Annotated in this window: 17 protein-coding genes; 15 read left to right on the plus strand and 2 right to left on the minus strand. The window is 69.9% G+C overall.

Annotation, left to right across the window (positions count from 1 at the left end):
- Positions 1 to 113: 113 nt before the first annotated feature.
- The 14 genes from SAVERM_RS32735 to SAVERM_RS32800 all read left to right on the plus strand — a co-directional run bounded on the left by SAVERM_RS32735 (position 114) and on the right by SAVERM_RS32800 (position 16,005).
- Positions 114 to 770, plus strand: coding sequence for a GntR family transcriptional regulator (locus SAVERM_RS32735; protein WP_010987765.1), 657 nt, complete (start codon positions 114 to 116; stop codon positions 768 to 770).
- Positions 767 to 1,675 carry a dihydrodipicolinate synthase family protein gene (locus SAVERM_RS32740; protein ID WP_010987766.1) on the plus strand — a complete coding sequence of 303 codons (909 nt, stop codon included), beginning with the start codon at positions 767 to 769 and terminating at the stop codon, positions 1,673 to 1,675. The genes SAVERM_RS32735 and SAVERM_RS32740 overlap by 4 nt, the downstream gene beginning before the upstream one ends.
- Positions 1,663 to 3,402, plus strand: coding sequence for an L-arabinonate dehydratase (gene araD / locus SAVERM_RS32745; RefSeq protein ID WP_010987767.1), 1,740 nt, complete (start codon positions 1,663 to 1,665; stop codon positions 3,400 to 3,402). Before SAVERM_RS32740 ends, araD begins: the two co-directional genes overlap by 13 nt.
- Positions 3,403 to 3,550: 148 nt before the next feature.
- Positions 3,551 to 4,495, plus strand: a complete 945-nt coding sequence (locus SAVERM_RS32750; protein WP_010987768.1) for a carbohydrate ABC transporter permease — start codon at positions 3,551 to 3,553, stop codon at positions 4,493 to 4,495.
- Positions 4,492 to 5,394, plus strand: coding sequence for a carbohydrate ABC transporter permease (locus SAVERM_RS32755; protein WP_010987769.1), 903 nt, complete (start codon positions 4,492 to 4,494; stop codon positions 5,392 to 5,394). Before SAVERM_RS32750 ends, SAVERM_RS32755 begins: the two co-directional genes overlap by 4 nt.
- A 95-nt stretch (positions 5,395 to 5,489) precedes the next feature.
- On the plus strand, positions 5,490 to 6,674 hold the full coding sequence (locus SAVERM_RS32760) for a Gfo/Idh/MocA family protein (protein WP_010987770.1): 1,185 nt from the start codon (positions 5,490 to 5,492) through the stop codon (positions 6,672 to 6,674).
- A complete protein-coding gene (locus SAVERM_RS32765; RefSeq protein WP_010987771.1) occupies positions 6,671 to 7,537 on the plus strand; it encodes a DUF6807 domain-containing protein in 867 nt (288 codons plus the stop codon). Before SAVERM_RS32760 ends, SAVERM_RS32765 begins: the two co-directional genes overlap by 4 nt.
- A 14-nt stretch (positions 7,538 to 7,551) precedes the next feature.
- Positions 7,552 to 8,844, plus strand: coding sequence for a family 43 glycosylhydrolase (locus SAVERM_RS32770; RefSeq protein ID WP_107083257.1), 1,293 nt, complete (start codon positions 7,552 to 7,554; stop codon positions 8,842 to 8,844).
- Between the two features lie 108 nt (positions 8,845 to 8,952).
- Positions 8,953 to 10,290 carry an ABC transporter substrate-binding protein gene (locus tag SAVERM_RS32775; protein ID WP_010987773.1) on the plus strand — a complete coding sequence of 446 codons (1,338 nt, stop codon included), beginning with the start codon at positions 8,953 to 8,955 and terminating at the stop codon, positions 10,288 to 10,290.
- 164 nt (positions 10,291 to 10,454) lie between these two features.
- Entirely contained in the window at positions 10,455 to 11,255 is an 801-nt protein-coding gene (locus SAVERM_RS32780; protein ID WP_010987774.1) for a rhamnogalacturonan acetylesterase, read from the plus strand.
- A 74-nt stretch (positions 11,256 to 11,329) separates the two neighbouring features.
- On the plus strand, positions 11,330 to 12,661 hold the full coding sequence (locus SAVERM_RS32785; RefSeq protein WP_010987775.1) for a pectate lyase family protein: 1,332 nt from the start codon (positions 11,330 to 11,332) through the stop codon (positions 12,659 to 12,661).
- A 2-nt stretch (positions 12,662 to 12,663) separates the two neighbouring features.
- Positions 12,664 to 13,803, plus strand: a complete 1,140-nt coding sequence (locus SAVERM_RS32790; protein WP_010987776.1) for a pectinesterase family protein — start codon at positions 12,664 to 12,666, stop codon at positions 13,801 to 13,803.
- Position 13,804: 1 nt separating this feature from the next.
- Positions 13,805 to 14,830, plus strand: a complete 1,026-nt coding sequence (locus tag SAVERM_RS32795; protein WP_037646860.1) for a pectinesterase family protein — start codon at positions 13,805 to 13,807, stop codon at positions 14,828 to 14,830.
- A gap of 62 nt (positions 14,831 to 14,892) precedes the next feature.
- Positions 14,893 to 16,005: a right-handed parallel beta-helix repeat-containing protein gene (locus tag SAVERM_RS32800; RefSeq protein ID WP_010987778.1), complete on the plus strand. Its 1,113-nt coding sequence runs from the start codon at positions 14,893 to 14,895 to the stop codon at positions 16,003 to 16,005.
- Between the two features lie 91 nt (positions 16,006 to 16,096).
- Here SAVERM_RS32800 and SAVERM_RS32805 read toward each other — a convergent pair whose 3' ends face one another.
- Positions 16,097 to 16,408 (minus strand): hypothetical protein, encoded by a 312-nt coding sequence (locus tag SAVERM_RS32805; RefSeq protein ID WP_107083256.1) that lies wholly within the window; start codon positions 16,406 to 16,408, stop codon positions 16,097 to 16,099.
- Positions 16,409 to 16,692: 284 nt separating this feature from the next.
- Here SAVERM_RS32805 and SAVERM_RS32810 point away from each other — a divergent pair, with 284 nt between their 5' ends.
- Positions 16,693 to 17,487, plus strand: a complete 795-nt coding sequence (locus tag SAVERM_RS32810; RefSeq protein ID WP_010987780.1) for an HAD family acid phosphatase — start codon at positions 16,693 to 16,695, stop codon at positions 17,485 to 17,487.
- Between the two features lie 203 nt (positions 17,488 to 17,690).
- Here SAVERM_RS32810 and SAVERM_RS32815 read toward each other — a convergent pair whose 3' ends face one another.
- Positions 17,691 to 19,898: a glycoside hydrolase family 43 protein gene (locus SAVERM_RS32815; protein ID WP_010987781.1), complete on the minus strand. Its 2,208-nt coding sequence runs from the start codon at positions 19,896 to 19,898 to the stop codon at positions 17,691 to 17,693.
- Positions 19,899 to 20,052: the final 154 nt, after the last annotated feature.

Genomic DNA, 20,052 nt, shown 5'->3' on the forward strand with positions numbered 1-20,052 from the left:
CGCGACCTCCTTTGTCAGAAGCGTTGACGAACCGCCTGCGCGCTCCTACCTTCAACGCGTCGTACTTCGTACGTCATATATGAGACGCGATATGTGAGATCCGAGAGGCGCGCATGACCTCTGTGCCCACCCCGATCCCGTCCCGCACGCAGTACGTGCTGGAGGGGATCAAACACCGCATCCTCACCGGGCAGCTGACGCCCGGCCAGGCCCTGGTCGAGACCGAACTGGCCGCACAGTTCGGGGTGTCCAAGACGCCTGTGCGGGAGGCGCTCAAGACCCTGGCCGGGACCGGGCTCGTCGTGATGAACCAGTACAAGGGCGTCACGGTGCGCATGGTGGACGCGGACATGGCGCGCGAGGTGTACGACGTGCGGCTGCTCCTGGAGCCCGAGGCGCTGCGGCGCGCGGTGCGGCGCGGCGCCTCCCTGGCCGCGGCCCGTGACGCGCTCACCCGCTCCGACCGGGCCGCCGACACCGCCGAACGCTCCCTCGCCAACCGGGAGTTCCACCGCGCCCTCTATGTGTGCTGCGGCAACCCGCTGCTCGGCCGGATGCTCGACGAGGTCCGCGACCAGGCCGCGCTCGTCTCCGCCGTGGCCTGGGCCGCCGACCCCTCCTGGGAGCGCGAGGCCGACGAGCACCGGGAGATCCTGCGGCTCGCCCTGGACGGGGACGCCGACGGCGCGGCGAGCGCCCTCCACGCGCACATCGCGTCGTTCGTGCAACGGGCCTTTCCCGAGGCCCAGGGAGAGGACGGTCAGGAATGACAGCGACGTACGAGGCCCAGCGGACGGCGCTCGCCGAGGTCGTGGCGATCCCCGTGACCCCGTTCGCCGAGGACGGGTCGGTCGACCGCGACACCCACCGGGCTCTGCTGCGTCGACTGCTCGACGGTGGCGTCAAGACCCTCACCCCGAACGGCAACACCGGTGAGTTCTACGCCCTCACCCCCGAAGAGCGGCAGCTCGTCACCGAGTTGACCATCGAGGAGACGGGGGACCGGGGGGCCGTTCTGGTCGGCGTCGGGCACGACGTGCCGACCGCCGTGGCCTCGGCCCGGCACGCCCGGGCGCACGGAGCGCAGATGGTGATGATCCATCAGCCCGTGCATCCGTACGTCTCGGACGCCGGCTGGGTCGACTACCACCGGGCCGTCGCCGAGGCCGTGCCCGAGCTGGGCGTCGTGCCCTACCTCCGCAATCCGCTGCTGCCCGGTGCCCGGCTGGCCGAACTCGCCGACCACTGCCCCAATGTCGTCGGCGTGAAGTACGCGGTGCCGGACGCCGCCCGCTTCGCCGCCTTCGCACGGGACGCCGGCCTCGAACGGTTCGTATGGGTGGCCGGACTGGCCGAGCCGTACGCCCCCTCGTACTTCTCGGCCGGTGCCACCGGCTTCACCTCGGGGCTGGTGAACGTCGCCCCGTCCGTCTCGCTGAACATGATCGAAGCGCTTCGATCGGGCGACTACCAGGCCGCGATGAAGGTCTGGGAGCAGATCCGCCGCTTCGAGGAACTGCGCGCCGCGGGCGGCTCCGCGAACAACGTGAGCGTCGTCAAGGAGGCCCTCGCCTCACTCGGCCTGTGCCGCCGTGACGTCCGCGCCCCCAGCAAGCCGCTGCCCGAGGACGAGCGGGCGGAAGTCGCCGCCATCGCGGCGGGGTGGTCCCTGTGAAGCGCCCGGAGGAGTTCAGAAGCCACCAGTGGTACGGGAGCGGCGTCTCGTCGGGTCTGCGCTCCTTCAGCCACCGGGCGCGCACCCGCCAACTCGGCTACCTGCCCGAGGAGCACCTGGGCAAGCCGGTCATCGCGATCCTCAACACCTGGAGCGACATCAACCCGTGCCATGTGCATCTGCGGGACCGTGCGCAGGCGGTCAAGCGGGGTGTGTGGCAGGCGGGCGGCTTCCCGCTGGAGTTCCCGGTGTCGACGCTGAGCGAGACCTTCCAGAAGCCGACCCCGATGCTCTACCGCAACCTGCTCGCGATGGAGACCGAGGAGCTGCTGCGCTCGTACCCGGTCGACGGCGCCGTGCTCATGGGCGGCTGCGACAAGTCCACGCCGGCCCTGCTGATGGGCGCCGCCTCCGTCGACCTGCCGGCCGTGTTCGTGCCCGCCGGGCCGATGCTGCCGGGCCACTGGCGCAACGAGGTCCTCGGCTCCGGCACCGACATGTGGAAGTACTGGGACGACAAGCGGGCCGGCCTCATCGGCGACTGCGAGATGTCCGAACTGGAGAGCGGCCTCGCCCGTTCGCCCGGCCACTGCATGACCATGGGTACGGCGTCCACGCTGACGGCCGCGGCCGAGGCCCTCGGGGTGACGGTGCCGGGCGCCTCCAGCATCCCCGCCGTCGACTCCGGGCACGACCGGATGGCCGCGGCCGCGGGGCTCAGGATCGTCGAACTGGTCCGCGGCGACCGGAAACTGTCCGACATCCTCACCGAGGAGGCCTTCGCGGACGCCGTGACGACCGTCCTCGGCCTCGGCGGCTCGACCAACGCCGTCATCCATCTGATCGCGATGGCCGGACGGGCCGGGGTCTCCCTCACGCTCGACGACTTCGACCGCATCGCCCGGACCGTGCCGGTGCTCGCCAACGTCCGGCCGGGCGGCGGCCCGTACCTCATGGAGGACTTCCACTTCGCGGGCGGACTGCCCGGATTCCTCTCCCGGATCACCGATCTGCTGCATCTGGACCGGCCGACCGTCTCGTACGACACCCTGCGCGAGCAGCTCGCCTCCGCCCAGGTGCACGACGACGACGTCATCCGCACCCGCGCGAACCCGGTCGCGGACGAAGGCGGAGTCGCCGTCCTGCGCGGCAACCTCTGTCCCGACGGCGCCGTCATCAAGCACATCGCCGCCGAGCCGCGGCTGCTCAAGCACACCGGGCCCGCGGTCGTCTTCGACGACTACCGGACGATGCAGCGGACCATCAACGACCCCGGGTTGGGCATCACCGCCGACAGCGTGCTGGTGCTGCGAGGCGCCGGCCCCAAGGGCGGCCCCGGCATGCCCGAGTACGGCATGCTGCCGATCCCGGACCACCTGCTGAAGCAGGGCGTACGGGACATGGTGCGGATCTCCGACGCCCGGATGAGCGGCACGAGTTACGGCACCTGTGTGCTGCACGTGGCGCCCGAGTCGTACGTCGGCGGGCCGCTCGCCCTGGTGCGGACCGGGGACACGATCACCCTCGACGTCGAGGCGCGGAGTCTGCGGCTCCACGTGGACGACGCGGAGCTGGAGCGGCGCGGGGCCCGGTGGACGCCGCCGCCCGAGCGGTACGAGCGCGGCTACGGCGCGCTCTACAACGAACAGATCACCCAGGCGGACACCGGCTGCGACTTCGCGTTCCTGGCCCGGCCGGGCAAGGTGCAGGACCCGTACGCGGGCTGAGGAGAGGCCGTACCGGCCGCACTCCGCATGACCGACATACCGAACGCCGTACGCGAAGCGCTTCACCACAAGACCGCGCACCACAAGACCGCGCACCGCAAGCGCAGCGCTTCCCCGCACAGGACATGCACAAGAACGGAGACCAGTCATGGCCCAAGCCGCAGCCGTGGCGAAACAGCCCGCGCCACCCCGGCGGCGCCGTGGCTCGGCGACGCCCCGCACACTGCCGTATTTGCCGTATCTGCTGATCGCGCCGGCGGGCCTGCTGATGCTGGGCTTCATCGCCTACCCGGTGCTCAGCGTCTTCTACTACAGCCTGCGGAACTTCAACCCGACCAAGCCGTGGCGCAACGGCTACGCGGGCTTCGACAACTTCGTCCAGATCTTCACCAAGGACACCCAGTTCTGGGACACGCTGACCTTCAGCGCCAAGTGGGTCGTCGTGGAGGTCGGACTGCAACTGCTGTTCGGCCTGGCGCTGGCGCTCATCGTCAACCAGACCTTCGTGGGCCGGGCGCTGGGCCGCGCGCTCGTCTTCTCGCCGTGGGCCGTCTCCGGTGTGCTGACCTCCGCGATCTGGGTGCTGCTCTACAACTCCCAGACCGGCATCACCCGTTACCTCGCCGACATGGGTGTCGGTGAGTACGGCACCAGCTGGCTGTCGGACACCTCGACCGTCTTCCCGGCGGCGGTGATCGCCGACCTGTGGCGGGGCGTCCCCTTCTTCGCGATCCTCATCCTCGCCGACCTCCAGTCCGTCTCGAAGGACCTGTACGAGGCCGCCGAGGTCGACGGCGCCGGCCGGCTGCGCCAGTTCTTCCACATCACGCTGCCGCACCTGAAGGACGCGATCGTCCTGTCCACGCTGCTGCGCGCGGTCTGGGAGTTCAACAACGTCGATCTGCTCTACACGCTCACCGGCGGTGGCCCCGCGGGCGAGACGACCACGCTGCCGCTCTACATCGCCAACACCAGTGTCGACGCGCACAACTTCGGTTACGCGTCCGCCCTGACCACGGTCGCGTTCACGATCCTGCTCTTCTTCTCGATCGTCTATCTGCGGCTGAGCAAGTTCGGAGGTGGAGACAAGTGATCACCAAGGACGCCGAGATCAGCGCCCCGGTGGTGCCCGCGCCCGAGCCCGCGGCGCCGCAGCAGTGGCCGCGGAAGACCCGGCGCGCCTGGGACGAGGCCCCTCGCTGGCAGATCTACCTCCCCCTCGGCAGCTACCTGCTCTTCACCCTGATCCCCTTCTACTGGATCCTGCTCTTCGCCCTGCGCCCGGCCGGCTCCACGTCGCTCGTGCCGTGGCCGATGACCTTCGAGCACTTCGAGAAGGTGTGGACCGAGCGCAGCTTCGGCACGTACTTCCAGAACAGCGTCCTCATCGGCGTCGCCACGCTCGTCATGACCACCGTCATCGCGCTCGCCGGCGGCTACGCCCTCGCCCGCTTCGACTTCAGGGTCAAGCGGGGTTTCCTGCTGGCCCTGCTCTGTTCCCAGTTCGTGCCCGGCGCGCTGCTGCTCGTCCCCCTCTTCCAGATCTTCGCCAAGCTCCAGATGATCAACTCGCTCGGCAGCGTCGTCATCGCCGAGACCGTCTTCCAGCTGCCGCTGTCGATGATCCTGATCAGCGGCTTCATCAGGAATGTGCCGTACTCCCTGGAAGAGGCCGCCTGGGTCGACGGCTGCAACCGGTTCACGGCCTTCCGGATCGTCGTCCTCCCGCTGCTGCGGCCCGGACTGATAGCCGTCGGCTCCTTCGCCTTCGTGCACGCCTGGAACCACTTCCTGTTCGCCCTGATGTTCCTCAGCAACCAGGACAAGCAGACCATCCCCGTCGGCCTCAACACCCTGATGAGCGCGGACAGCGTCGACCTCGGCGCGCTCGCCGCGGGCGGCATCATCGCCGCCGTACCCGTGGTCGTCGTCTTCGCGTTCATCCAGAAGTGGCTGATCACCGGCTTCAGCGCGGGGGCGGTGAAGGGGTGAGGCGGATTCCGCGACCGACCTCCGTGGCCGACCCGGTGGGCGCGCTGCTCAGCACTCCGGCCGACCCCGACGACACTGCTCCTGGGGCCGCTTCCATGACTGCTTCCGTGACCGCTTCCGTGACTGCTCCTGAGACCGCTCCTGTGCCGATCGTTCTCGCGGGCGCCCGTGGCCACGGCCGCTGGCATCTGGACAACATCCGCCGGCTCCAGGACCGGGGGCTCGTCCGGCTCGCGGGCATCTGCGAGCTGACCCCGCTGGCCGAGGAGGAGCTGGACGGGCTCGGCGTGCCCGAGCAGTCCGCCGACTTCGGCTCTCTCCTCGACGCCACCGGCGCCGCGATCGCCGTGATCTGCACCCCGATCCCCACCCACACCGACCTGGCGCTGACAGCCGCGGAGCGGGGTGTGCATCTCCTCCTGGAGAAGCCGCCCGCCCCCTCGTTCGCCGAGTTCCGGCGGATGGCCGACGGGGTCGCCGCGGCCGGAGTCGTCTGCCAGATCGGCTTCCAGTCGCTGGGCTCGGGCGCCGTGCCCGGCATCCGGAAGCTGATCGCCGAGGGCGCGCTCGGCACGGTGGCCGGCATCGGGGCGGCCGGGGCCTGGGCCCGCGACGAGGCGTACTACCGGCGTGCGCCCTGGGCGGGCAAGCGCCGGCTGAACGGCGTCGACGTGATCGACGGCGTCCTCACCAATCCGCTCGCGCACGCCGTCGCCACCGCCCTCGCGCTCGACGGCTCCACCCGCGCCGAGGACGTCACCGACATCGAGACCGAGCTGCTGCGGGCCAACGACATCGAGTCCGACGACACCTCCTGTGTGCGGGTGACGACGAAGTCCGGCGGCCGGATCACCGTCGCCGCCACCCTGTGCGCCGAGGAGCCCGACGAGCCGTACGTCCTGGTGCACGGCGACCGCGGCCGGATCACCTTCTGGTACAAGCAGGACCGGGTGCTGGTGCAGCGCTCGGGACACGGCCCGCAGGAGATCGAGTACGACCGCACCGACCTGCTGGAGAACCTCGTCGGGCATCTGACGCACGGGGCCGAGCTGCTGGTCACGCCCGAGTCGACGGGCGCCTTCATGAAGGTCGTCGAGGCGATCCGGCAGGCACCCGATCCCGTCGCGCTGCCGGGCGATGCCTGGGAGCTGATTCCCGGTGAGAACCGCCGGGTCGTCCGCGGCGTCGACGGGCTGGTCGCCGCCGCCGCCGACACCCTCGCCCTCTACTCCGAACTGGGCGCCTCCTGGGCCCTTCCGAACGAGGTGAGCAGCCGATGACCCCTTTGACGAACAGGACGAACAGCGGCGACTGTCCGGTCCTGCGGATCGCGGGCCGCCCCGTCGGCCGCTACATCACGCGGCCCGAACTGCCCGGCCGGATGTCCCCGCGCCCCTATCTGCACCCGGTCACCACCCTGGCCGGCACGGCTGTCACCGAACGCGGCCCCGCCGACCACACACACCACCTCGGCGTCGGTGTCGCCGTTCCCGACGTCGAGGGGTTCAACTTCTGGGGCGGCCGCACCTTCGTCCGCGACCAGGGCCCCACCGAGCTGGACAACCACGGCGCCCAGCGCCACGCCGGCTTCCAGCTGCGCGACCCCGACGGGTTCGTCGAGGAGTTGCGCTGGGTGGCCGCGGGCAACGAACTGCTGCGGGAGCGCCGTACCGTCGCCGCCACCGCGCTCACCGACTCCGCCTGGGCCCTGGACTTCACCTTCTCGCTCACCAACATCACCCCCGGCCCGCTCTCGATCGGCAGCCCCGCCACCAACGGGCGCCCCGGCGCGGCCTACGGCGGCTTCTTCTGGCGGGCCCGCAAGGAGGCCGGCGCGCCCCGCGTCTTCACCGCCGCTGCCGAGGGCGAGGAAGAGATCCACGGCACCCGCGCCGACTGGCTCGCCCTGGCCGGCGCCACCTGGACGCTGGTCTTCGCCGGGGCGACCGAGCGGACCCGCCGGGATCCGTGGTTCGTGCGCGCCGCCGAGTACCCGGGCGTGGGCTCGTCCCTGGCGCACGAGGAACGGCTGCCCGTCGCGGCCGGGGAGACCGTCGTACGCCGCATCGTCACGGTCGTCGCCGACGGCAGCCTGGGCCGGGGCGAGGCCGCCGCCCTCGCCCGGACGGCGGTGAGCCCGTGATCCTCACCTCCGACCTGGGCGACGGCACCTACCGCACCCCCGTCCTGAACGCCGACTGGTCCGACCCCGACCTTCTCCGCGTCGGTGACGACTTCTACCTCACCGCCTCCAGCTTCGGCCGGGCCCCGGGCCTGCCCCTGCCGCACTCCCGCGACCTCGTCAACTGGAGGCTCGTCGGCCATGCGCTCCCGCGCCTCGAACCGGCGCACGAGTTCCGGACCCCGCGTCACGACTGCGGAGTGTGGGCGCCCTCCCTGCGCCACCACTACGGCTGGCTCTGGATCTCCGCGCCCGCCGGGGGAGTGCAGACCGGCTGGCAGGGCGCCTTCCGCTCGCCCGGCTTCTTCGGGCCGTACGAGGAGCGGATCGTGCTGGAGCAGGGCGACACCGACGTCGACGGACCGCACCAGGGCGGCTGGGTGCGCACCCCGGCCGGCGAGGACTGGTTCGCGCACTTCCAGGCGCGGGGCGCGTACGGGCGGGTCGTCCACCTCCAGCTGATGCGCCGGGGCTCGGACGGCTGGCCGGTGATCGGGAATGAGGGCGTCCCCGTGGCCGTACACAGGAAGCCGGACCTGCCGCGGCAGCCGCCCTCCGCGCCCGCCACCGACGACGACTTCCCCGGCGGCCGGTTCGGGCGTCAGTGGCAGTGGACCGCCAACCCTCTCCCCAGCTCTCGGCTGCGCTCGAGCAGGGGTGACCCCCATGACGGCTGGGCCACCCAGCTCTCCGGCGACGGGCTGCGACTGACCTGCGTGCGCACCGCCGACGCGCACGACCTGCGCAAGCTCCCGAACGTGCTCACCCAGCGGCTGCCCGGCGCGCCCGCCACCGTCGAGGTGGAGCTGCGGCTGGACAGCGAGGAACCCGGGGCCCGGGCCGGACTGGCGGTGCTGGGCGACGCGTTCAGCTGGATCGGGCTCCAACGCGGCAGGGACGGCTCGGTCCAGCTGGTGCACCGGTTCGACGAATCCGTCGCCATGGGGGCACCCCCCACACCTTCGGGGCAGTGGGGGAAGGAGCGGGACGCCGCGCACGCGCGGCTCGCGCCCGGCGGGCGGGCCCGGCTGTGGATCGAGATCGGCAGGGGAGCGCGCTGCCGCTTCTCGTACGACACCGGGGACGGCCGTCGGCCCTCCGGCCCGGTCTTCGCCGCCACCCCCTGGCGCTGGGTCGGCGCCCTGATCGGGCTCGTCGCGCTCGCGCCCGTCGGCGCGGGCCACGCCGGCGCGGCCACGTTCACCCGGTTCCGCGGCACCGCCGCCGGCTCCGCCTCCCTCTCTGCCCCCGCCTCCACCTCGGCCTGAAGTCGCCCCACCGTTCGCCTGTTGGGAGCCGCAATGTCGCACCTCCGTAGCAAGCGCTTGCCGCAAGACCCCGCAACCCCGTTGGATCCAGAAGAAGAGAGCCGGCCAATGAAGATCAGCATCCACAGAAGCAGGCGCGCCGCCACGGCCGTCGCCCTGGGCTCCGTGCTCGCGCTCACCGCCACCGCCTGCGGCGACGACGGCAGCGGCGCCGCGGGCGACAAGGGCACCGAGGGCTCCGGCAAGGGCGAGATCACCTTCTGGGACAACAACGGCGGTGTCCGCACCGACATCTGGAAGCAGATCATCGCCGACTTCGAGAAGAAGTACCCGGACATCAAGGTCAACTACGTCGGGATACCCGCCGCGAGCGCCCAGTCCAAGTACGACACCGCCATCCAGGGCGGTGGCCTGCCCGATGTCGGCGGTGTGGGGACCGCGATGCTCGCCGAGGTCGCGGTCCAGGGGGCACTGGAGCCGCTGGACAGCCGGCTCAAGAAGAGCTCGCTGAACGGCGAGCTGAGCCAGAACCTGCTCGACAGCAGCCGGGCCGCGGGCGGCGGGGACACGCTGTACCAGGTGCCGACCTCCGCCAACAACGGCACGCTGTGGTACCGCACCGACCTGTTCAAGAGCGCGGGCCTGGACGCGCCGACCACCTGGTCGACGTTCTACGAGGCCGCCGACAAGCTCACCGACAAGGGCAAGAACAAGTTCGGCTTCACCATCCGGGGCGGCGAAGGGTCCATCGCGCCGGCCCTGGACGCGGTGTACGGGCAGACCGGCATCACCGAGTTCTGGAACGGCGAGAAGACCACCGTCAACGACCCGAAGAACGTCGCCGCCCTCGAGAAGTACATCGCCCTGTACAAGAAGGACACCCCGTCCGCGGACGTCAACAACGACTTCACCAAGATGGTCGCCCAGTGGGACAGCGGCACCATCGGCATGCTGAGCCACAACCTCGGTTCCTACCAGGACCACCTGAAGGCACTGGGCGCGGGCAAGTTCAAGGGCATCCCCAACCCGACGCGGGACGACGGCACACGCGTGCAGATCTCCAACCCGGTCGACGGGATGAGCGTGTTCAAGTCCAGCAAGAACAAGGCGGCCGCCTGGAAGTTCATCGAGTTCGCCGTCTCCTCCGCGGAGAACTCCAAGTTCAACGAGTCCGCGGGCCAGGTCCCGGCGAACACCGAGGCCGCCAAGGACACCTGGGTCCAGCAGGCCGAGCCCACCAAGCTGGCCGCGGAGGCGCTCAACGGCGCCGACACCAAGATCGTGCAGCTGCCGTACTACCTGCCGGACTGGAACACGATCTCCAAGGCCGACAACGAGCCGAACTTCCAGAAGCTGCTGCTCGGGAAGATGTCGGCGAAGGAGTTCCTGGACACGTTGGCCGATCAGCTGAACAAGGCGCAGGCGGACTGGAAGGCGAACCACTAACTCCGTTGGTCGGGCCGGGTGCGGTCGGTTCGGGGTCGTTCGGTTCGATGTGCGACCTCGGGCCGGTCGTGGCTGGTCGCGCCCACGCGGCGGAGCCGCGCATTGTCACAGCCCCGCGCCCCTTCGGGGCGCGTCACCTCACCCCTGCTGAAAGGCACATCCCTGTGTCGCTCACCCGCAGACAAGTCGCCTCGGTGGCCCTCGCCGCCTTACCCGTCGCCGTCGTCGCGACGGGGCCCGCGTCCGCCCATACGAACCGTCGGGCACGCACCCTCTACATCGCCGGTGACTCCACCGCCGCCCAGAAGTACGCCGACGCCGCTCCCGAGACCGGGTGGGGCATGGCGCTTCCGTTCTTTCTCCGGGAGGACCTGACGGTCTCCAACCACGCGGTGAACGGGCGCAGTTCGAAGAGTTTCATCGACGAGGGGCGTCTCGACGCGATCCTTGAAGTGATCGCACCCGGCGACTTCCTCCTCATCCAGTTCGGTCACAACGACGAGAAGAGCGCCGACCCGACGCGCTACACCGAGCCCTGGACGACCTACCAGGACTGTCTCCGTCAGTACGTGGACGGGGCGCGGGCCCGGGGTGCGCGGCCGGTGCTCGCCACCCCGGTCGAGCGCAGAAAGTTCGACGCGGACGGCAACGCCGTGCCGACCCACGGCGACTACCCGGCGGCGATGCGCGCCCTCGCCGAGGACGAGCTCGTGGCGCTGCTCGACATCCAGGCCCTGTCGATCGCCCTGTGGCAGAAGCTCGGCGTCGAGGAGACGAAGAAGTACTTCAACTGGACCGCGACCGAGCAGGACAACACGCACTTCGACCCGCCGGGCGCGATCGCCGTGGCCCGGCTCGTCGCGGCCGGGCTGCTGCACCGCCGGGTGCTGGCGCCCCGGGACGTGCGCCGGCTCGACGCGGAAGTCCCCGAGTCCTGGATCACCTGGCCACAGGCCACCGCGTAACCCCTCCCGAATCGCTCCCACAGCCTTTCCCACAGCCTCTCCCGCAGCCTCTTCCGAAGAATGCGAGCCGCACAATGAACGCACAGACATGGCATGGGCACGTCACCACGACGGTGCTGGTCGGCTGCACCGCCCTGGCCCTCGCCGTCACCGGTACCACCGCCACGGCCACCGCCCAGGCCCAGGCGCAGCCCCGTGACCTGGGCCGCCAGACCCTCGCCGCCGGTGACGGCTGGGCCTCCGACGGCACCGGCACCACCGGGGGCGCGGCCGCCGACGCCGCGCACGTCTACACCGTCACCACCTGGGCCGGGTTCAAGGCCGCGCTGAAGGACGGCGGCACCGCGCCGAAGATCATCAAGGTGAAGGGCACGATCGACGCCAACGCCGAGGGCTGCGACTCCTTCGCCGCCGCCGGCTACGACTTCGACGCCTATCTGCGGAAGTATTCGCCGGAGAACTGGGGTTACGGCGCCAACCTGGACGCCGAGCCGGACGACAGCCCCGAGGGTCTGCGGCGCGTCTCCGCCGACACCCAGGCCAAGGCCATCAAGGCGAGCGTCCCCGCCAACACCACGATCGTCGGCCTCGGCAAGAACGCCGGCTTCGAGGGAGCCAGCCTCCAGATCACGGCCGTCGACAACGTGATCATCCGCAACGTCGCCTTCGAGAGCCCCCTCGACTGCTTCCCGCAGTGGGACCCGACCGACACCTCCGTCGGCAACTGGAACTCCGAGTACGACAGCGCGGTGGTCTACGGGGCCACGCACATCTGGCTGGACCACAACACGTTCACCGACGGGGAGCACCCCGACAGCTCGCTGCCCACCTACTTCGGGCGGATCTACCAGCAGCACGACGGCGAGCTGGACATCGTCAAGGGCGCGGACCACGTGACCGCCTCCTGGAACGTCTTCACCGACCACGACAAGACGATCCTGATCGGCAACAGCGACAGCGCGTCCACCGCGGCGGTCGACCGCGGGCACCTGAGGGTCACCTTCCACCACAACCTGTTCTCGGGCCTCGTCGAGCGCGCGCCCCGCGTCCGCTTCGGGCAGGTCGACTCGTACAACAACCACTTCGTGGCCGGCTCCGCCTACTCCTACAGCTTCGGCATCGGCATGGAGTCACAACTCGTCGCCGAGCACAACGCGTTCACGCTGCCCGAGGGGATCAGCGCGGCGACGGTCCTGAAGAAGTGGAAGGAGGCGCCGGTCACCGCCGCCGACAACTACGTCAACGGGGCGCCGACGGACCTGATCGCCGTGCACAACGCGGAGATCCCCGCGGAGACCCTTCAGTCCGGCGCCGGATGGACGCCGACCCTGCGCACGAAGGTCGACCCGCCGAGGGCGGTGCCGGGGATCGTGGATCACCGCGCGGGCGCCGGCAAGGTCTGCTGACCATGGCCGGACTCCCGCTCAGCAGACGGGCGTTCGTCGCCGCGTGCACCGGAGCCGCGCTGGCTCCGGTACTCGCGGCCCCCGCCCATGCGACCACGAGGGCGCCTTTCGGACGCTACGGTTCGCCCGCCGCCCGCCTCACCGAGCAGACCCTGTACGTCCATCCCGGCGGGCTCGGCGACCACACCACCGTCCAGGCCGCGGTGACCGCGGCTGGGGGTACCTCCCAGGCGTTCAGCACTGGGGGAGGCAGCGGCCGCACGCTCGTCCTCGCGCCCGGCATCTACCGCGAGACGGTCGCCGTCGGCGTCGCCCGTACGGAGATGACCTGGATCGGCGCCTCCGGAGACCCGCGTGACGTCGTCGTCGTGTACGACAACGCGGCCGGCACGCCCAGGCCCGGCGGCGGCACCTACGGCACGACCGGCTCGGCCACCACCACCGTGCAGGCCGACGGCTTCACCGCCCGCTCGATCACCTTCGCCAACGACTTCCTGCGCGCCGACCACCCCGAGATCACCGGCACCCAGGCCGTCGCGATCAAGGTCCAGGGCGACCGGTCGGCCTTCCTGGGGTGCCGGTTCCTCGGCCACCAGGACACGCTGTACGCCGACTCGATCGCGCTCGGCACGTTCGCCCGCCAGTACTACCGCGACTGCTACGTCGAGGGTGATGTGGACTTCGTCTTCGGCCGGGCGACGGCCGTGTACGAGCGCTGCCACTTCCACACCCTGAACCGCACGGACCTGGCCGGGGCCCCGTACGGCTTCGTGTTCGCGCCGTCCACCGCCGCCGCCGACCCGCGCGGCTACCTGGTCACCCGCGGCCGTGTCACGAGCGGGGCCCCGGACGCGTACTACAAGCTCGCCCGCCCCTGGGTGCCCAGCTCGGACCCCACCGCCCGGCCGATGCTGACGGTCCGTGACACCCGCCTCGCCGCCGGGATCGACGCGGTCGCGCCCTACACCAACATGTCGGACAGCTATCCGTGGCAGAGCCAGCGCTTCGCCGAGTACCGGAACTCCGGTCCGGGCGCCGAGGTCACGGTCCCCGGGAACCGGCCCCAGCTCACCCGCGGGGAAGCCGGGTCGGCGACCCGCGAGGCGTATCTGGGTGACTGGACGCCATGGAGGGGGTGTTGAGATGCGCCGACGTGCGTTCCTCGCCAGTGCGGCCGGGGCGGCCGGTGCGCTGACGGCCCTCGGTTCGACGCCCGCCCCGGCTTCCTCGTGCCGGACGCTGCACGTCCGCCCCGGCGACTCCGTCCAGGCCGCGGTCGACGCGGTGACCGGGCCCGGCCGGACGATCGTCGTGCACCCGGGCACGTACCGCGAAGTCGTCACGATCCCCGCCGACAAAGCCGGCCTGACGCTGAGGGGTGCCACACGCGACCCGCGCGACACCGTCATCGTCCACGACAACGCCAACGGGACGGTGAAGCCCGACGGGACCACCTACGGCACCGCGGGCTCGGCCACCTTCACCTCGGCGGCGCCCGGGCTGACCGTCCACGGGCTGACGCTCGCCAACGACTGGCTGCGCGCGGACCACCCGGAGATCACGGGGACGCAGGCGGTGGCGGCGTACGTCACGGGAGACCGTTCGTCCTTCTCGCGCGTGCGGCTGCTGGCGCACCAGGACACCCTGTTCGCGGACACCACCGCGCTCACCGCCTTCGACCGCCACCACTACCGCGACTGCTACATCGAGGGCGACGTCGACTTCGTCTTCGGGCGGGCCACCGCCGTCTTCGAGCGCTGCCACTTCCACACCCTCGACCGGGACGTCGCCTTCAAGCCCGAGGGGATGGTCTTCGCACCGTCCACGGCCCGCGCGAATCCGCACGGCTTCCTGGCGGTACGCAGCCGGGTCACCTCCGGCGCCGAGGACGGGGCGTACAAGATCGCGCGGCCGTGGGTGCCCACGTACGAGACGACGGCCTGGCCGTCCCTGGTCGTACGGGAGACGGAGCTGGGCCCCGGCATCGACGCGGTGGCGCCGTACACCGACATGCGCGAGGCCTACCCCTGGCAGTCCATGCGCTTTCGCGAGTACCGCAACACGGGCCCCGGCGCGGAGATCACCGCGCCGGAGAACCGTCCCCAGCTCACGGACGCGGAAGCCGCGTCGCACACGCGTGCGGCGTATCTCGGCGACTGGCGCCCGTGATGTCCCCGCACCGACCACCGCTGTAGCTCCACCAACCCGCATCGACGAAAGGACCGCACTCCATGTCTCGTCGAACCGCTCTCGCCCTGGGCGCCACCCTGGCGCTCGGCGCCGGACTCGCCGTCCTCCCCACCCAGGCCCAGGCGGCGACCGTCGTCGTCAGCACCACGGCTGATCTCACCAGCGCCATCAAGAACGCCACCGCCGGTACCGTCATCCAGGTGCGCGGCGGCACGTACTACCCGACGGCGACCCTCCAGTCGACCGCCAACGGCACCTCGTCGAGCCCGGTCACCCTCCAGGCGTACGGCTCGGAGACGGTGAAGATCGACGGGTCGTCGCTGCCCGCCGGCGACTGGATCTTCAAGCTGACCGCCGACTACTGGAACGTCTCCAACATCACCTTCCAGAACTCCCCGGACAGCGCCGTCGTCTGCCAGTCCTGCACCGGCACGAACTGGAACAACATCAAGACCATCAACGGCGGCGACTCCGGCTTCACCCTCACCGGCGACGGCACCGTCAACAACACGGTCAGGAACATCGACTCGTACGGCCACTACGACGCCGCCACCCATGGCGAGAACGCGGACGGCGTGGCCGTGAAGTTCGGCTCCGGCACCGGCAACCTGATCACCGGCGCCCGCCTGTACAACAACTCGGACGACGGCATCGACTTCTGGTCCTTCTCCTCGACCGTCACCATCGAGCACACCTGGTCCTTCGGCAACGGCAAGAACCGCTGGGGCGACTCGGCCTTCGCGGGCGACGGCAACGGCTACAAGCTGGGCGGCGACGGCGAGGTCGTCGCGCATGTCGTCAACAACTCCGCCGCCTGGGACGACGCCGGCAGCGGCTTCACCGAGAACTCCAACACCGGCGCGATCGTCATCAACCGCACCACCGCCTACGCCAACGGCAAGTACGGCTACTACTTCGCCACCAGCTCCGCGAAGCTCGGCAAGAACCTGGCGGTGAGCAACGGGTCCGCGGCGGTCTCCAAGGGCTCCTCGGTCACGTCCTCCGGCAACAACTGGGACTCGGGCATCGCCACGCCGTCCTTCATCTCCACGGACGCGACGACGACGTACAACTCCCGCCAGTCGAACGGCGCGCTGCCGACGACGACGTTCCTGACGACGGGGAGCACGACGATCGGGGCGACGATGAACTAGGTGAACTAGGTGAACTAGGTGAACTGGTCGTCAGCAACCGCTCCGTGCGGGAAGCGGCACGGCCGGCCGCTTCCCGCACGCCGACGGACGCTCAGCCCAAGTGCCACAGGGCGTACGCCACCACGCACAGGATCACACCCGCGAACGCCATCAGCGCGCCCAGGAACCGGAGATAGCCGGGAGTCGCGAAAACAGTGGGCGACCCGCCCAGGCGACCCATCGCCGCCCAGCTCTCCTCATTCCTACGGCGAATCCGCTCGGCGCGCCGGGTGGTGATCCCGCGCACGTCGAACGCCCAACTCACCCCGCACCAGAAGGCGACCAGGCCGCCCGACAGGAAGACGGCGAGGACGACCGGCGAGGGGCCGTTCGATCCCGCGGCGAGGTGGAGTCCCTCAGTCAATTTTCCGTTCCCTTCGTGCAGGACCATGCCGTCGCCGAGGTCATCGCCCCTGCGGTGCAACCCGCCTGACGCATCGTTCGCATGTGCGTTCCGACCCTAGGAGAACCGGTTCAAGAGAAGGTCAAGACGGCGTCAGTCGCGGGCAATGCGTCCCAGGAGGTGCTTCCTGTGCGTGAGATATCGATCGGATAAAGCCTCTCGCGCCGCGTGCGTGATGCGCGTAGACAGTCTCTGACCTGGTGCGGAATGACCTGGTTACCAACCCTCCCAGATCCGGAGAACCCATGCGGAAGTCCCTCAGAGCGGCTGCCATCGGCGCCGCTTGTGCCGTCGCCGGTGCCGCCCTGTACGGCACCGGCGTCGCCACCGCCGGCCAGTCGACGGCGAACTCGACCCATGAGCCCTACAACATCGGGCTCCTGGTCAAGGACATCGACACCTACTACGGCGCCACGCTCGACAGCAACGGCGTGTACCAGGCGTCCAAGGACAGCCAGTACGCCAAGGACCTGGCGCGCCTGGAGTCGGGCGCCAAGCGCTACATCGACAAGGCGGCGCACAAGGCGAAGCGCCACGGAGACAAGCCCGCGGTCGTCTTCGACATCGACGACACGCTGCTGCTCTCCCTCGACTACGAGAAGAAGACCAACTACACGTACAACTCGACCACGTGGGCCGACTACGTGGCCAAGGCCGACCGCCCGGCCGTCTTCGGCACCCCCGAACTCGTCGCGTACGCCAAGTCCAAGGGCGTCGAGGTCTTCTACAACTCGGGCCTGAAGGAGTCGCAGCGCGTCTCCGCGGTCGCGAACCTGAAGAAGGTCGGCGCCGACATCAACCTCGACGCCGACCACATGTTCCTCAAGGACGCGGCCAACCCGCCGGCGTACCTGAGCGCCTGCGCCACCGCCGCCGCCTGGAACTGCACGACCGTGCAGTACAAGTCCGGCACCCGCAAGCACATCGAGTCCCTCGGGTACGACATCGTCGCCAACTTCGGCGACCAGTACTCGGACCTCGAGGGCGGCTACGCCGACAAGACGTACAAGCTCCCGAACCCGACGTACTTCGTGAGCTGAGGTCCGTCTCCGGACCGGTCCTGCTCACAGGAACGACGCCAGGCCGACCGCCGCTTCGCAGGAAGCGGCGGTCTTGTCGTACCTGGGCTCTCATGATCACCTTCGATGGGACACATGTTCTAATGGACCGGTTTTCGGCATGAACGCACCGGCCCGGCGCAGGAGTCGCTCGCTCCGCTCCTGCCCCGGGCCGTGACCGGCCGCTAGTTTGCGCGCACGGGCCTGACCGACTCCAGCGTCGGTGTCACCGGCTCGATCGTTCCGTCGGCCGCGAAGGTCATCCGGTCGATGGTCGTCTCCCGGTGCGTGCCGTCCCCGCCCGCCTTCCCGGGACCGCTCAGGGCGAACCGGTGGTAGACGATGTACCAGTCGTCCGTGCCGGGCACGTTCACCACCGAGTGGTGACCGGTCCCCTTGATGCCGTACTCGGGGCGCTTGGACAGGATCGTGCCCCGCTTGGTCCACGGGCCGAGCGGGGACGGTCCGGTCGCGTAGGAGACGTGGTAGTTCTCGCTGCCGGTGTCGTCCTCGGACCACATGAAGTAGTACGTCCCCTGCCGCTCGACCACGAAGGATCCCTCGCGGAAGTCCGGCTGGGTGATGTCCTTCACCTTCGTCGCGTCGTACGACACCATGTCGTCGTTCAGCGGCACGACGTACCCGTGTCCGTTGCCCCAGTAGAGATACGACGTGCCGTCGTCGTCCGTGAACACCGCCGGGTCGATCATCTGGCCCGCCAACTTCCCCTTGGCGACCAGGGGCTTGCCCAGTGCGTCCTTGAAGGGGCCCGCCGGGGAGTCGGCCACCGCCACGCCGATCTGCTGCTCCGCGCAGAAGTAGAAGTAGTACTTCCCGTCGCGCTCGGCGATCGCCGGGGCCCAGGCGTTCTTGTCCGCCCACGTCACATCAGGCCCCAGGTCGAGGATCACGCCGTGGTCCTTCCAGTGGACCAGGTCCTTCGACGAGAACGCCTTGAACCGTGTGCCGCTCCAGCCGGGGAAGCCGTCCGTGGTCGGGTAGATCCAGTAACGGCCGTCCAGGTACTGGATGTCGGGGTCCGCGTACAGCCCGGGCAGGACCGGGCTGCGGGTCGGTACCGCCTCGACGGTCCAGGTGCGCCTCGTGCCGTCCGCCGCCGTCACCGTGTACGTCTGCGGCCTGCGGAAATCGCGCCGCGTACCGGAGCGCGGGCTCAGGGTCGCGCCCGCGCCGACGGCCAGGGCCGGGGCCAGTCTCCGCAGGTCCGCGTCCGGCTTCATCGGCAGCACGACCTTCGCGGTGTCCTCGGAGACGACCGCGTACCCCTTCTGCCCCTTCGCCGTCGCGTCCACCACCGAGGTGCCGCTCACCGGGTACGCGGCCAGGAGCCGGTCGTACTCGGCCCGCGTCACGGGCATGACCGTCCCGTGCCGCGGGCTCGCGGGCAGCTGGTAGTCCGTCGACATGGTCCACTCGCCCGAGTCGAGGTCGGTCGTCTCGAAGGGGACGTAACCGCGGCCGCCGTACTCGTCGATGAACAGGTACCACTTGTTCTCGGTGTTGGACTTGAAGACCGTGGGGCCCTCACCCCGGTCGATCGAACCGCTGCCGATGCAGTCGGAGACGAAGTCGTACGTCGGGTCCGTGAGCGACGTCGACTTCTCGCCGGTGATGAACTTCGAACAGGGGCTGGACGAGCTCGGGTCGCGCTCGTCCTTGGTGTAGCGGTAGTAACTGCCCTTGTGCTTGATGACGGTCGAGTCGATCACCGAGTAGCCCGGGTCGTCCCAGACCTTCGGCTCGCTGAAGGTGCGGAAGTCCTTCGTGGTCGCGTACAGCATCTTGTTGTACGTCGAGCCCGTGTGGTCGGGGTCGTCGTCCGCGTAGAGCTTCGACGCCCAGAAGACGACGTACGCGCCCAGCGTGTCGTCCCAATAGGCCTCCGGCGCCCAGGTGTTGCCCGCGTTGCCGGGGGCGACCCGCACCAGCCGCTGGTCGGTCCAGTGGACCAGATCGGTGGACTCCCAGATCATGATGGACCTGCTGCCGTGCCGCTGGACCTGGTCCCAGCTGCCGCTGCTGTTCCGGTACATCTTCAGGTCGGTCGCGATCAGGAAGAACTTGTCACCCTTGGGGGAGCGGATCACGAACGGGTCGCGCAGCCCCTTCTCGCCCAGGTCCGAGGTGAGGACGGGCTTTCCCGCGTTCAACTCCCGCCAGTGCAACGGGTCGTTGCCGCGGCTGAGGGCGTAGCGGATCTGCTCGCCGTCGGCGGTGCCCTCCCCGGTGAAGTAGGCGAAGAGATAGCCGGCGTACTTGGCGGCGTTCACGTGGGGTGCTCCGGACTGTGCGGCGGGGCTGGGCGGCGCGGCGAGCAGGCCCAGCAGCAGAGCGAGGAGAGGCACCAGGAGTGTGCGGGCGGTGCGGCGCATGAAACATCCTGTGGGGGTCTGGTGGATTCTGTTGGATGAGCTGTCCTCGGAGTGTCACCAGTGGGGGACGGTGCGTCAATCGGTGTGCGTGGGGCGCCCCGGAGCGAAAATTTCGATCGCTTTCGTCCGGACCACGGCAACCCTTTCCGGCAGT

It is taken from the genome of Streptomyces avermitilis MA-4680 = NBRC 14893 (assembly GCF_000009765.2).
Lineage (GTDB): Bacteria > Actinomycetota > Actinomycetes > Streptomycetales > Streptomycetaceae > Streptomyces > Streptomyces avermitilis.